At 43.4% G+C, this 15,121-nt stretch carries 8 protein-coding genes; all 8 read right to left on the bottom strand.

What is annotated here, in order from left to right; all coding sequences use genetic code 11:
* Positions 1-8: 8 nt before the first annotated feature.
* Positions 9-2,288: a GH92 family glycosyl hydrolase gene (locus tag QZ076_RS17415; protein ID WP_293715321.1), complete on the bottom strand. Its 2,280-nt coding sequence runs from the start codon at positions 2,286-2,288 to the stop codon at positions 9-11.
* A 12-nt stretch (positions 2,289-2,300) separates the two neighbouring features.
* Positions 2,301-4,649, bottom strand: coding sequence for a GH92 family glycosyl hydrolase (locus QZ076_RS17410; RefSeq protein ID WP_293715318.1), 2,349 nt, complete (start codon positions 4,647-4,649; stop codon positions 2,301-2,303).
* A gap of 124 nt (positions 4,650-4,773) precedes the next feature.
* Complete coding sequence (locus QZ076_RS17405; protein WP_293715315.1) at positions 4,774-7,005, bottom strand: hypothetical protein; 2,232 nt, start codon at positions 7,003-7,005, stop codon at positions 4,774-4,776.
* 89 nt (positions 7,006-7,094) lie between these two features.
* Positions 7,095-7,820 (bottom strand): DUF3823 domain-containing protein, encoded by a 726-nt coding sequence (locus QZ076_RS17400; RefSeq protein WP_293715312.1) that lies wholly within the window; start codon positions 7,818-7,820, stop codon positions 7,095-7,097.
* Positions 7,821-7,839: 19 nt separating this feature from the next.
* The gene (locus QZ076_RS17395) at positions 7,840-9,768 is read right to left on the bottom strand and encodes a RagB/SusD family nutrient uptake outer membrane protein (protein WP_293715309.1); all 1,929 of its coding nucleotides are present in this window, start codon (positions 9,766-9,768) and stop codon (positions 7,840-7,842) included.
* A gap of 14 nt (positions 9,769-9,782) precedes the next feature.
* Entirely contained in the window at positions 9,783-13,187 is a 3,405-nt protein-coding gene (locus QZ076_RS17390; protein ID WP_293715306.1) for a TonB-dependent receptor, read from the bottom strand.
* A gap of 162 nt (positions 13,188-13,349) precedes the next feature.
* Positions 13,350-14,330 carry a FecR domain-containing protein gene (locus QZ076_RS17385; protein ID WP_293715303.1) on the bottom strand — a complete coding sequence of 327 codons (981 nt, stop codon included), beginning with the start codon at positions 14,328-14,330 and terminating at the stop codon, positions 13,350-13,352.
* A gap of 68 nt (positions 14,331-14,398) precedes the next feature.
* Positions 14,399-14,962, bottom strand: coding sequence for an RNA polymerase sigma-70 factor (locus tag QZ076_RS17380; RefSeq protein WP_293715300.1), 564 nt, complete (start codon positions 14,960-14,962; stop codon positions 14,399-14,401).
* Positions 14,963-15,121 lie beyond the last annotated feature (159 nt).

The following is a 15,121-nucleotide window of genomic DNA, read 5'->3' as shown; positions in this document are numbered from 1 at the left end:
TATTTCGATTATTTCGGCATCGGAGCAGCAGAAGGAGGAGGTGTTGCAGTACCCCATGCCTTATTAGCCCGCGGGCCCATTTCCAATTCCAATAGACCGCCCTGAGCGATATCGCTGTGCTGGAACCAGGGCTGGTTCAGTACTTCACCGTTCAATTTGGCCGATTGTACGTACTTATTCTCTTCGGAGGCATTATTTGCCTTGATTTCGAACGTATTGCCGTTACCCAGGTCTACCTTCACATCGGTAAATACCGGGCTACCTATATTATACGTAGGTGAACCGGGAGTAACCGGATAAAAGCCCATCTGGCTGAATACGACAAATGCCGACATACCGCCACCGTCTTCATCACCCGGAACACCCATCAGGTCGTTGCGGAACCACTGGTTCAACAGCGTACGGATACGTTTCTGCGTTTTCCAGGGTTGGCCGGCGTAGTTATACAGATACGGGATATGCAAACTAGGTTCGTTCGCCATCGAGAACATTCCCACGTTACCGGTATGGTCAGGCAGGAAAGAATAAAAACTCCATTTGGACATACCCAGCGGTTCGTTAAACATAGAATCGAGAGCCGAAGTGAAAACTTTATCACCACCGATCATAGAGATCAGGTCGCCGATGTTATGCTGTACGTCCCAACGATAGATATAGCCGTTGTTTTCGTCATAGTAATCGCGTGCTCCCAGGCCACCGTCATAACGATAATCCAGTGGTTCGATGAATTTACCGTCTTTATCCTTCGGATGGAAGAAGCGGGTTTCCGGATTAAACAGGTTGCGATAGTTGTATGATTCGCGCAGATAATGCTTCGCTTCATCTTCCTTACCCAATTCGGCTGCAATCTGTGAGAGACACCACTGGTCGTAAGCCGTACCTAAGGTAACGGCTACAGGCTGGCGTTTTTCCCAGATGGAGACATTCGCTACTGTTTCTTTTTCGCCGGGTTTCAATGCCGGGATATATCCGTGTTCCTTATAGAACTCGTCGAGCCATCCGGCAGGAGCTGCCGACCAGGGGATCAAGGTCTTTTCTTCGATACCTTTCTTTGAAGCGATATAGGCTTTCTCCAGGTCGAAACCGCGTACGCCTTTTCTCCAGGCATCGATCACGGTGGCAACGGCATGGTTGGAGTTCATACGGCGGGAGTCGCCGGTTACTTCCGGGAAAGTCGGCATCCAGTTCGTACCCATCTGTTCGGCCATCAATAGGAAGGAGTTGATCATATTGCTTTCTTCCTCATTGTCGATCAGGATTCGCAGCGGATGAGTGGCACGGTAAGTATCCCAGATCCAGTCGTCGGTATAGAACGGGCGACCGCCGTCTTCGTGTATCTTACCATCGAAAGCGCTGTAATAACGGCCGTCTTCACTCAGGTTGACCGGACGTTCGTAGCAGCGGTAGAGAGAGGTATAAAATACGATCTTGTCGTTGTCTGTTCCACCTTGTGTCTGGATCTTGCCGAGAGCTTCGTTCCAGTCGTTGCGGGCGATCTTGGCTACTACATCGACATCGTAAGCGGCAATCTCGCGTTCGAGGTTCTTCTTTGCCTGTTCTTCACTGATAAAAGAGATACCGTAACGAATACCCAGTTGCTTGACATCGTTGCCGTAAGCCAACACCAGAGCGGCGTCTTTTCCTTCCACAGAGGTTTCCCCGTACTTCACGGTGTTGTCAGCCAACACACCGCATTGCTGCGGGGCTTTGTCGGTTTCGGCGTACAGGTAAACTTTCGTCTTTTTATCTACAAACTGGTAGCCGCTGATGTTCTTGCCATCGCTCTTCAACTGACCGTTACGGCTGTTGAATACCAGATAAGCCGGGCCTTGTCCTTCAAAGGTGATACTATATACCGCACTCTGGTGAGACGGGGCATAGTCCACATCGATATTGTTGTCGTCCAGATATACCTGATAACGGTACGGATGGATCTTTTCGTGATCGTAACTGTAGTTGATAACCGGTTTCAGTCCGGACTCTTCCCCCTGATACGGACTCAGGTTGAAGGCAGAGCTTCCGCGGTGGCTGGTCACGATAATCGGCAACCCGCTCAACATATCGCCTGTAAAGTCGGCACGCTCCGGATAAACACGGAGCATGCTGTTAGGTAAATGTATCGTCGGATAGGTAGGCACCAGCAGGTGACTGATATTTCCCATGTAAGGGTTTACATAGTCTACCGGGCTTTTCTGCAAAGAGACATCGCCTCCGACCGTACAAGAGGCCAGCAGAAATGCGGAAGCCAGCAAGGCTACACCTGTTTTAATTTTCTTGTTTACGTTCATATACCTGTCTGTTTATTTCTTTTTTGACTTTGCAGCCGGAACCAGCTTCTTAAAGTTCTCGTCATTGACAGAGAATGAATAAGGAAGGTCTTCCGGGTTAACGCCTCTGTTCAGGTTGGGTTTGTCGCCCATCTTGATGTCGAGAACACCGCCTTTCAGCAGTTCGTTATGGTCGAGATAGTTCTTGGTATAGTTCACACCGTTGAACGACATCGACTCGATATAGATGTTCTTGTCGCTGTTTTCAGGAGCGTTGATTACCAGGTTCTTTCCGTTTTCGAAATGCAAAGTTGCTTTCTTGAACAACGGAGCACCCAAGACATACTGGGTCGTTCCCGGAGCTACAGGATAGAAACCAAGAGCAGAGAATACATACCAGGCAGAAGTCTGTCCGTTATCTTCGTCACCGCAATAACCGTCGGGGGTCGGGGTGTACATCTTGTTCATCACGTCGCGTACCCAATACTGTGCTTTCCAGGGTTGTCCGGCGTAGTTGTACATGTAGATCATGTGCTGGATCGGCTGGTTACCGTGTGCATAGTTACCCATGTTCATAATCTGCATTTCACGGATCTCGTGGATCACCTGTCCGTAATAGCTGTCGTCGAACAACGGCGGAACGGCAAATACGGAGTCGAGCATCATAACGAAAGAATCCTTACCGCCCATCAGATCGATCAGTCCCTGCGGATCGTGGAAGACAGACCAGGTGTAATGCCAGCTGTTTCCTTCGGTAAAGGCATCCCCCCATTTCAACGGAGAGAACGGTGACTGGAATGTACCGTCGGCATTCTTACCACGCATCAGTTTACTTTCCTTATCGTACAGGTTCTTATAGTTCATCGCACGCTTTGCGTACAGCTCGAGTTCTTTCTTCGGACGACCCAGTTCTTTGGCAATCTGGTAAATACACCAGTCGTTATAGGCATATTCAAGCGTACGAGCTGCATTTTCATGGATCTTCACATCGTAGGGAACATAACCCAGTTTATTGTAGTATTCATGTCCCAAACGGCCGGTGGAAGAAACAGTAGGATGTACGTTTTCCGTTCCGTGAATCAGGCCTTTATAAAGAGTTTCCAGGTCGTCTACTTTCACACCTTTCATATAAGCGTCTACCAGAACGGAGGCCGAGTTGTTGCCGACCATACAGCCACGGTGACCGGGGCTTGCCCATTCAGGGAAGAAACCGCTTTCCTTATAGGTATTGATCAGACCTTCCTGCATTTCCTTGTTCATAGTCGGGAACATCAGGTTCAGGAATGGGAACAGGGCACGGAAAGTATCCCAGAAACCGGTATCGGTAAACATATAGCCGGGCAATACTTCGCCGTTATACGGGCTGTAGTGAACCACTTTGCCTGCTGCATCTATTTCGTAGAATTTGCGGGGGAAAAGCAGGGCACGGTACATGCAAGAATAGAATGTGCGATACTGGTCCAACGAACCGCCTTCCACCTCGATCTTACCGAGTACATCGTTCCAGGCTTGTTTGCCTTTAGCCATCAACGTTTCGAAAGAGTCGTTACCCAGTTCCTTCATATTCACGGCAGCCTGGTCGAAGCTGATGAATGAAGAGGCTACCTTGGCATGAACGATCTCGCCTTTCTTTGTTTTGAAACCGATCACAGCTCCCACATGTTTGCTGGTCTGTTCCTTAGCTCCTTCTTTCAAAGAGTTATCGGCAAAAGTAGCTTCATAAGTGAAAGGTTTGTCGAACTCTATGACAAAGTAGTTCTTGAAGTTTTCGGGTACTCCCCCACTGTTCTTTGTCGAATAACCGATGATCTTGTTTTCTTCGGGGATCACTTTGATATACGAAGCATTATCGAGTGCATCGACAACGATATAAGAATGATCGTTCTCCGGGAAGGTGAAACGGAAAAGAGCGGCACGGTCAGTCGGTGTCAACTCAGTGATCACATCGTGATCTGCCAGGTATGCTTTATAATAATAAGGTTTTACCACCTCACTCTTATGTGAGAACCAGCTGGCACGTTTATCCTGGTCAAACTCGGGAGCACCTACGACAGGCATGATGACAAACTGTCCGTAATCGTTGATCCACGGGCTCGGCTGATGAGTCTGTTTAAACCCTCTGATCTTATTGGCGGTATATACATACTGCCATCCGTCGCCCATCTTTCCGGTCTGGGGAGTCCAGAAATTCATACCCCACGGACGGGCAATGGCCGGATACGTGTTTCCTGTCGACAGCTCGAAACTCGACTGAGTTCCCATCAACGGTAGTGCGTACTCTACCGGATCAAACGCTTCATTTCCTGAAGCAGCCATAGCAGGCTTTCCTACAAAAGCCAACATGACAGCCAAAGCGAAAGCGCATACACTTTTTCTTTTCATGATTTAGTTTATATTTGGTTCAATTACTAATACATTCATTGATCTTTAATAGCACAAAGATAATCACTATTTTATAGCAGAAGAACACAATTAAAATTAATTGCGTTTGAATCTATTAATGATATTACCAATCTATAGACACGACAACACCTTCCGGATCATTATCAAAAGTCAGGAAACAGGTCTTACTTGTCTCGTCCCAGTTATGAGCGACATTGGCGGCTTCCTTTCCCGTAGCTCCCGAAATCGTTATCTTCTCTGGCTTCTGTGGCAATAAAACCCGCATCACATTCGTAGTGCTGATCGGACTTTTAGCCACAAACGAATAAGTATTCCTGCCTGCTTTTTCATCATACACGCGAGCTGCACCGCATAATACCTGTGGCTTACTTTGATCTTCCACCCGGTCTATATTCACCAAATAAGCTTGTTCGCCCGGCTTTACTACTTTTTCACTCAAGACAGGTAATTCAGGATCGAACAAATCGATCAGTCTGCCTTTCACAACATACGGTTCATTACTGATCATACCTTCATCCAATACGGATACCAGGTCGTAATAACCTCTTTCCAGATAGAAGCTATTCTTGAACTGAAGATTTCCGGCATTCGCTTTCTCCTCGAACATACGTTTAACCAGGGCTACGTAATCCTTATCGGCATTCTCTTTCAATACAAATTCCTTCGGATCCTGACGAACAACGCATACAGTTCCTTTACCATACGTATATTCGCCTTCTTTGGCCTTTTTATCGATACCCATCAGGCTGAACAGGTGCTGCGAAGGAGCTTTATATTTTTCATCGCCCTGATTCCACCATTCCTGTACCGACTGGAAAGGATCGGTATCGCGTGTGCTGTAAACCAGTACACCGCCATTGTTAACCCAGTCGGCAATATGTTTATGTACTTCCTTATCCAGCGGTTTCATATTAGAGTAAGTCATCAGCAATACTTTGGTGTTCTTCCATGTTTCGGGATAAGCCACGTTTTCAATATGCAGCAGATGCACAGGCACACCCCGTTTAAGGAATGGCAAAGCCTGTCCGTAGAAGTTCGACAACTGCGGATCGTCATAACCGGCAACCGGTTGAGGAGCACGCTGGAACATCAATGAGTTAGCCATCAACACGCTAATGCCGGAAGAACCGGAAACCTTATTCTCGGATAGCGGCATATTATTCAATGAATTGATCATTACCTGCATCTGAGTAGAGTAGAAACGGGGAATACGTGCTTTCTCTTCACTGTTGGCACTGACGCGGTACAGACCTTCGTAAATACGATCCGGCCAGGGCATTACTTCGTAGTTATTATTATTCGGATACAACAACTTCGCCGTAAACGTTGCCTGATAGTTTTTCTTATAGTCAGCCCAATCGCGAGGCCAGTCTTCAATCGGGTCGGTCAGGAAAAAGACCTTACGACCAGTCGGAGCCGTCATCGATTCCATACAGCCATATTCAAGGAAAGCCGTTTCAAAGACACGTTCTTTCGCTACTCCGTTGAAATAGTTAGGCTCGCGTGATGTTCCTGTCCACACCTGGGCAATATACCCGTCCACACAAGGAAGAGAAGCCAGGCTTGCTTCGGGACTGACGATCTGCCATTGCGAATAATTCACCAGCGAATGGGTAGGAACATAACAACGAACATCCATCCCTTTGCTTTTACCGTATTCCTTGGCATAGGTAAAACACTCGTTCAATGCGCGGTAATACAGATGGTATTTCAGTTTATTGGAAAGGTAGGTATTCTCTGCCGACTCATGTTGCGGACGCCAGTCGAAACCGTAATATTCTTTCCACTCCCGTTTAAAGGCATCACTATACCCGCCACGGGCCCAGAACTCCGGTTCTTCCAGATAAATGGCGTCGATACCGGCATCTATCACTCTTTTTATATGCTGTTCCTGCATATACTTGATAAAATTCTTTGAAGGAACAATATAGGGAACCATGTGGCCATGCCAGATCGTATCCCCTTTCATTGTTACCTGTCCTTCATCCAGGTGCCATTTGCCATCCCATTGGCCGGTAAAATAATCCTGATATTCTCCCCAGGCAATACCCGTCATAAAATGGGTGGTGTAACCTTTATCACGCCAGCTTTGTACGCGTTGTTCAAAAGTTAATCCCGAACGTTTCTCGGAAGGGTTCCCTCCCACTCCATAGACGATAGCCACATCGGCACGTACATCAGTTGTAGGTTTCCAGGGTTGTCCGGTTTGAAAGGCGGTTTTTTCCCGTCTTTCAGCAAGAGTTGCTTCTGTCCCCTTCTGTCCGGTCAGGCACGAGGTAGTAAACAAAGATAAGGCCACACAACTCAATACTAGTTTTTCTACATTTGTCTTCATGATTTTAAATTTACTGTTCGATATAAAAAGGGCACCCTAAATGTATGAATTATTCAGATAAGGTGCCCTAAAAAATTACATTAGTCTATTTATGGGATTTGAATAGTAATCATTTCCGTATAATTGTAACGTCTGCTACCTTCTATCTCCTTATCCATACGGGCACCTACTCTGAAATGATAGGTAAAGCCGGACTGCAAAGCTGTCTTGGTAGTCAGTGTAACTGTTGTCCCTAACATTGCACTGGCATTATCACCGTCAATATAGACAGAATAACGGTCGTCTTTATTATTTTCACCTACATAAGGTGCTCCGGCGACAACGAAGAAACGGACATCCGAAACTTTCTGTTGATAATCCGGATTTGTCGTTCCCCGTTTGATCGTAGCTTTTACTGTAACGGTTTTATCTGCATTGATCACAGGTTCGCCTACCCAATCTACATGTAGGAACGGTTCTACCTCGAACTTTAAATCCAACGTTCCTTTCACCTGATGTATCTCTTCAGGAACCGGAACAAACGCTCCCATAACAGTAATACCATATTCACCGGCAAAGATCTTTTCATTCTTAAAATCACCCTCCTGCATACCACCGAAGTAGTAAGGTGTAGGACTTTCGCTCCAGCTGTACTCCATCAGCTTAATGCGAACACCGCCTTCACCGACTTCCGTCTGCACAGGTTTCTGTGTATTCTTATCAATTACAACACCTTTGATAGTTTCTTTAGGCTCTTCGTAATTATCAAATTTAGTACATGCATTGCTCGTCAGAAGTAACAAAGCCATTGAAAAATAATATACTATCTTTTTCATCTTATTTCTCTATATTAAATTAATAACCTGGATTCTGCGTAAGACCGCTCTTGGTAACTTCGTCGTTAGGCACTTCATTATAATACCATCTTTCATCGAAAGTAAAGCGTTTGTTCTGATCGTCCGGTCTGGCATCAAAGAACCATTTATTTGCTTTTTCAGCATAAAATGCAAACAATGATCTGTAACGCGTGGAGTTCTGTTCTTTATGAGCAGTTCTCCAACGTCTCATATCCCACCAAACTTTATTCTCGAAGCTGAGTTCTTTACGTCTCTCTACGCGAACAGCCTCTTTTGTCAATTCATTCTTATTGGTCAGCAATGTTGCACCAGCCCGTTCACGAACTTCATTGATACATTCGTAAGCATCCTTCAGGTAATCTATGCTGCTTTCGCCTTCTTCATATAGTTCGTAAGCTGCTTCAGCACGGTTCAACAGTATTTCCGCATAGCGCAGCTCCAGCCAGGACTGATCCGAACGTCTTTCCATCACCAGTTCGGCCGGCATATCCGGATTGATCCATTTACGAACCACAAAACCGGCAATAGCACCTTCACCCGAATTAAAGAAACTTCCGCTTCTACCGCTGGCATTCATCTTTTCACCGTTAGGCAAAACATGAACAGTCTGGTTATCCGCACTCTGGGAACTAACGAATAAGTCTTTGCAGTTTGCATCATTCTCATATTTCTCAGCAGGATCGTCGTCTTTTTGCAAACGGGGAATACCATTTGTTACATCACCGGTATAAATACCACGCCAAAGTTCAACCTGCTCGCCTTTTAAATAATCTCCCGGTAAGATAACGATTGCCCTTAAACGGGGTTCAGCCTCTTCGAAAAGATCCATCGTATTATCAAACAGCTTATAAGTTCCGTCTGCATTCAATACATCGATCTGCCCTTTCTCATTCTTGGGGTAGCCTCCGAACATTTCAACAAAACTTAATGTAGGACTTGTCGAAGCTGTCCAACCATTTGTACGGAACTGACGCGGTATATTGTAAGCATCATAGCCATGTACAGATTCAGGATAACTATATTGACGGATGAAAATATTCTCACTGCTATTCTCTGCAAAGAACATATCCACATAGTTCTGGTACTGTGCTTCCTTGTCGTCAGCCTTCCAACCATCTTTATACAGGGAATATTTACCTTTTAATAATAAAGCGGCTTCATAGCTCTTCTTAAAATACTCTTTAGCTTTTTCCCTAGGGACACCGCAAACACGAATGCTATTATCAGTATTGTCTCTCTTATCGACCTCATTGTACTTTGCAATAGAACCGGCAAATAACATTGCTCTTGACTTAAAACCGGCAGCCACATACTTATTGGCACGACCTTTCTGATTGCTTTCCGGTAATAACCTATAAGCCTCGTCGAAGTCTTTCTCCATCCGATCATAAACAGCTTCTTCAGAAGAACGCTGAATCTTCATGTCTTCAACCGATTCATCCGGATAGTTAAGTACTCTATCCACAATAGGAACACCGCCATAACGTTTTGCCAGTGCATGATAAGTGAGAGCCCGCATGAAATAAGCCTCTCCTGTCCATGTATTTATCTGATCCTGTGAGAAATTAGTTGCATATTGAGGTAATGTTTCCAGGAAGTAATTAATCTCACGGATCAACTTGTATGCATCGTTCCATATCTGGTTCGATTCGGTAGCAGCTCCACCAATATCACGGTTTAAAGCCTCACCTGTCATACCGAAAGTAGACTGAAAAGCATAGGAGTTATTAAATCCGCGTGTATGTGAATAGCGGAAATCTTCAATAAATGAATTACTATACAATCTTGACAAATAACTCTTCACCCCATTTTCCGAAGCAAAAACATCGTCATTCTGAACTATATTCAAAGGCGGTATATCCAAATCCATACATGAAGGCATACCACAGGCTAACGCCAGTAATAATATATATTTTGATACTTTCATAACTTTAGAATAGATTAAAATTTAACATTTGCACCTACCGAGAACGTTCTGTTCAGAGGATACATATTGCCATAACTATCTTCCGGATGTTCCGGGTCAATCTCTACACCTTTTATGGTGAACAGATTATAGGCATTCACATACAGGCGGAGATTTTTGATACCTACTTTAGATATCCATCTTTGCGGCATTGTATAACCTATTTCCGCACTCTTCAAACGAAGATAACTTGCATTATGGAAATTAAAACGGGAATTCTCGTCTGCAATCGATCCGGTGTAACCGTACTTACCGGATACCCATGAAGTAGAAGGATCATAAGGGTTTGCCGTAGGATCTACCGGATGCCATCTATCCATGAAATAATCCAGTGCATTAGACAAATCGTTACCCCACATCGGTTCACGTAATTGTTCAATATATCTTACATAACTCATACCGGCTCCCTGGAACAACAGATTAAGGTCGAAACCTTTATAATCGGCACCAATATTCAAACTGAAGTTGATCATCGGACGACCGCTATAACCGATCGGATGCACATCATGGTCGGTGATCTGTCCGTCGCCATCCCAATCCAGATAAATATAATCACCGGGCAGCACATTCTTATCCGCATAAACCGGACTATTCAAGATCTGATCGTATGAGTTATAACGTCCGCCATCGCCTCTACCCCATTTGATGTCATTATAACGATCGTTTCCGTTGTTTCTCCAGTTTTCATACGAGTTTCCGGCACGGCCACGTTCCTGATAAGTCGTTTTTGTACGTGTGAAGGAGAAAATACCCTTCAGGTTATAACCGACTTCACCCACTCTGTTTCTATGGCTAAGTTCTAATTCCACTCCTTGCGTGAAGTCGCCATTCAAGTTTTCCTGAGGCAGATCAGCCCCTACAACACCGGGAAGACTTAAGTTTCTTGTTGCAAGCAGACCCGTTCTGTCGCGGGTAAAATAATCGGCAGAGACACCTAACAGACCATTCCAGGCTTCCAAGTCAATACCTAAGTTCAATGTTTTGGAAATGTACCATGTAATATACGGATTGGTAATACCTTTATTCTGAGCACCGGAAACAAAAGTTCCATCAAAAACAGTACCGCTTGAGTTCTGACCGTCAAAGCCATTACCCGGATATAGATAACCGTTCACGAACTGATAATTGGAAGCACGGTCGTCTCCCATCTTACCATAAGAAGCACGCAGTTTTGCATTGCTGACGAACGAGAGTTTGGATTCCTTCCAGAAGTTTTCTTCAGAAATACGCCATCCGACAGATGCAGAAGGGAAGAATCCCCATTGTCCGCCTGTTCCGAATTTGGAAGAACCGTCATAACGGAAACTAAACTCGGCTAAGTATTTGGACATATAATCATATCCGAACTTACCTACCAAACCCAGGTTAGCTTCTTTATATAAATCGCGTCTTGCCGGATCATCAACATCGTACCCCGTACTCATATTTGCTTCCTGATTTTCACTGTTACCAGCAAAGAGTTGGTCTAAAGCAAGTGAAAGTTCTCTTTGTGCAAAGAAATTGTCGCCATTCCTCTTACTTCCCTCCAACAGAATCAAACCGCTAACATTATGCTTTTCTTCAAAAGTACGATTATAGTTTAATGCAATCTGATAAAGCAATGCCTCTTTCGTATAATGTTCGCGACGGAACTTACTTGTTCCGACACGCGGATTAACCATATAAGTATCAGAAGCTTCATCATAGGTATACTGATTATAGCTCTTTTCATAAAGGCTGTTGTCTGCTATTTGATAGTCATAACTAAACATCACTTTTGCTTTCAGTCCGTCGATGTAAGGAACATCGTAGGTTGCATCTGCTGAAGTCTGGAACCATTTATTATTATACTTTTTATAACCGACCTGGTCTGCATCCATCATAGCCACAGGGTTATCACCTTCAATCCATCCATTCATCAGATATTCCGGATTATTGTTAGCGTAGATCGGCTGCGTAGCCGGAGCACGCTGGAAAGCACGGATAATCCAGTCCGAATTCTGATATGGTTGGTTTTTCTCATCCATAATACCGCTCATATTCAAAGAGACAGTCAGGCGGTCAGTCAGTTTACTGGTTATATTGGAACGGACATTGAAACGGTCGTAATCCAAACTTTTACTTTTCAGGAATGACTCCTGATACAAATAACCGGTACTGATATAGAAGTTGATCTTCTCGTTACCACCTGTAGCATTTAATGTATGCTGAGTTTGAGGTGCCAGCGTACGCATACAGGCATCCCACCAGTCTGTTCCCTGCATATCACCGTTGCGATATGCATCAATTTGTTCCTGCGTATATGGACGGACACCGCCTTCCAGGTTATGCATAGCCTTTTCATTCTTCAACACCATCCAATCGGCTGCACTGGCACTTTTAGGTGAGCCGGTAGGATTCTGCCAGCCTACATTTCCGGAATATTCCAGTTCCAGAGACCCTTCTTTACCTTTCTTTGTTGTAATCAGCACAACACCGTTTGCCGCACGTACACCATAGATAGCAGCGGAAGCATCTTTCAGAACAGACAGAGATTCAATATCATTCGCATCCAGGCGAGACATATTATCACGGGGCACACCATCAATAATGATCAACGGATTCCCCATACCACGGATATCAAATGTATTATTGAAAGAACCCGGTTCGGAAGATTTCTGAACGACACGTACCCCAGGAACCTTACCCGTCAGCATATTCTGTGCATTCTCGTTCTTGGTAGTAATGATATCATCACTTTTAATAGCAGAGACAGCACCCGTCAAAGTTACTTTCTTTTGAGTACCATATCCCACTACGACTACTTCATCCAAAGCCTGGGTATCTTCAGTCAATATGACATTGATCACAGATTGATTTCCCAGAGGCAACTCTTTTGTCAGATAACCTATGTAAGAAATCGACAGAGTCGAACCAGCCGTCACATCCAAAGAATAGTGACCGTTAATATCGGTAACAGTTCCGTTTGTGGAACCTTTCACCATCACATTTGCACCAATAATCGGTTCACCCGACTGATCCGTAACCACACCAGATACTTTTTTACCCTGTTGTACGACAGGAAGCATCGCATTCTTCGTCAATATAATATAGTCATTTTCAAAAGCGTATCTGACGTTTGAACCGTCAAATACTTCTTTCAGGTACTGCGAAACGGCTTTTTTACCAGTTTTCACAGAAATGGCCTCATTTATATTCACTTCATTTTTACTATAGACAAACAGATAGTCCGTTTGTTTTTCGATTTGATCGATCAAATTGCCGATCGTTAAATTACTTCCATTGATATTCACTTTTGCATTTTGCGAACTCGTTTTTGCCGCAAAAGAAGAGAATACGCAAAGGAAAAGGAGGAAGGCTGAAATTCTCATAATGCTTAGAAATTTCGGTTCTTTTTTCATAACTTTGCTTCGTTTACTTGTTAATACTTAATTTATTTAGTGTTAGCAACGGTCGATGGATGCGGGAACATCCATCGACCGCTTTTTATATAAAAAGCTTAATTTGTCATAGGCTATTACTGATTTAAAGGTTACACATATATTTTACTCTTTCTCTTTGCTTCAGCGTATTGTTATCTTATTCAACTCCTCATCCTTAACGTATGAAAAATAATAGATTTTCTGTAAAGTTTTCAGGACGCTTTCTATGCCGTCTCTTTGACGGAACTTACCGCTAAACTTATAATTATTCAGATTTTTGTTCCTTATCTCTATTGTGATATCATAATAGAGCTCCAGTTTTTTGATTATTTCACCGAAAGGGATATCATCGAAAGCATAAATACCTTCTTTCCATAATAAGAAGTCTGTACTACAGATCTTACTTTTTACCAATCTTCCGTCTTTCAGTTCCGCATAATCATTCGGACTCATGTACATGGCTACCGATTCATTGTCCGATTGATATAATTTCACCGAACCTTCAATCAAAGCAGTTGTAAATTCATTCTTTCCTTTATAAGCAAATACATTAAATTTGGTTCCCAATACCTTTATATCCAGTTTTTCCGTGGAAACAACGAACGGGGCTTCCTCATTACGGGAGACCTCAAAAAAAGCCTCTCCATCCAATTCTACCTTCCGTTCCGTACCCGAAAACCGGTTAGGATAACGCAACCGGGAACGGGCATTCAACCATACAACTGTTCCATCATGCAATTTAACCTGAGCACGTTGACCTGGCGGAGTTGAAAATTCTTCAAAAGACAACTGTTCTTCTATTACATTATCGCGTTGATAATTCATTATCGTCCAGGTTGAAAGAATAGCCAGACAAATGGCCGCCGCATAACCCACGAAATGCCGGGTGAGATGAATAAACTTCTTTTTCTTATTTTCATGAGCTCGTTTGAACTGCAAAAGTTTGCCGACAGCTTTCATCTCATCGCCTTCTGCAGGTAACGAAGCCGACAGAGCAGATAGATTCTGCATAGACACAAACTCTTTATGCAATTCATCATCTGTTTGCATCATAGAGAATAGCGCAGCTTTTTCCTCTGTCGTTATCTCTTTATTAAAATATTTAGTAATTAAAATATGCATTTTCTGACTTTTATAAGGGAGAGCGTTTAAGATTTTATTTTCCCCCAAAGCCGTTTGAGAAATAAATATTATTTAACAGTAATAAGGAATAGTAATAATGGCAGATAGTCTTTTAATTCTAATCGGAGTTTTTTCAAAGCGATGGTTATTTGGTTCTCCACTGTACTGGCAGAGATATTTAGTTCTTCAGCTATTTCTCGGTTTTTCTTCCCTTCAAGACGGCTTTTTAGAAATATTTCCCGACAGCGTTCGGGCAACTTATTGATGGCCTCCATCAATACACGTTCAATATCCTCTTCAGATGTTAACGTATAATTCAAGGCTTCGAGGGAAGATAGTTTGGCCTTGAATTCCTGTTGATATTCTTCTACAACCAATCGGTGCCTGATATGATCTAAACATTTATTTTTCACTAAACTAAACAGGTAAGACATCAGACTCACCTGGATATCCAACACATCCCGCTTTTCCCACAGCAACAGAAATACATCCTGTACAATATTTTCAGCGTCTTCGTCAAACAAAACATACTCCTTAGCAAAGCGATACATACGGAAATAATACGTCACATAAATCTTGTCGAAATTACTCCGTATATCTTTTACTAAAATATTTGTGTTGTTTAACGGCATCTTTTATTCTATTGAATTATATGATTACTTCTGTCATTTATATGAAACAGGTGCAGCAAAGATATAAAAGATACACATATATTGAGACTATTTTATTAAAAAACATCATTACTGTCCCGTTAAAGTGAATAAATAGTTCTTTGAAATAATTGAAATACA

Source organism: uncultured Parabacteroides sp. (assembly GCF_905196875.1).
Taxonomy (GTDB): Bacteria; Bacteroidota; Bacteroidia; order Bacteroidales; family Tannerellaceae; genus Parabacteroides.
The sequence above is the reverse complement of the archived record's forward strand: the minus strand, read 5'-3'. Positions and strand labels throughout refer to the sequence as shown.

Bases quoted from the DNA above. Each gene is read 5' to 3' on its own strand.
- QZ076_RS17415 (WP_293715321.1), bottom strand. From the start codon at position 2,288: ATGAACGTAAACAAGAAAATTAAAACAGGTGTAGCCTTGCTGGCTTCC.
- QZ076_RS17410 (WP_293715318.1), bottom strand. From the start codon at position 4,649: ATGAAAAGAAAAAGTGTATGCGCTTTCGCTTTGGCTGTCATGTTGGCT.
- QZ076_RS17405 (WP_293715315.1), bottom strand. From the start codon at position 7,005: ATGAAGACAAATGTAGAAAAACTAGTATTGAGTTGTGTGGCCTTATCT.
- QZ076_RS17400 (WP_293715312.1), bottom strand. From the start codon at position 7,820: ATGAAAAAGATAGTATATTATTTTTCAATGGCTTTGTTACTTCTGACG.
- QZ076_RS17395 (WP_293715309.1), bottom strand. From the start codon at position 9,768: ATGAAAGTATCAAAATATATATTATTACTGGCGTTAGCCTGTGGTATG.
- QZ076_RS17390 (WP_293715306.1), bottom strand. From the start codon at position 13,187: ATGAAAAAAGAACCGAAATTTCTAAGCATTATGAGAATTTCAGCCTTC.
- QZ076_RS17385 (WP_293715303.1), bottom strand. From the start codon at position 14,330: ATGCATATTTTAATTACTAAATATTTTAATAAAGAGATAACGACAGAG.
- QZ076_RS17380 (WP_293715300.1), bottom strand. From the start codon at position 14,962: ATGCCGTTAAACAACACAAATATTTTAGTAAAAGATATACGGAGTAAT.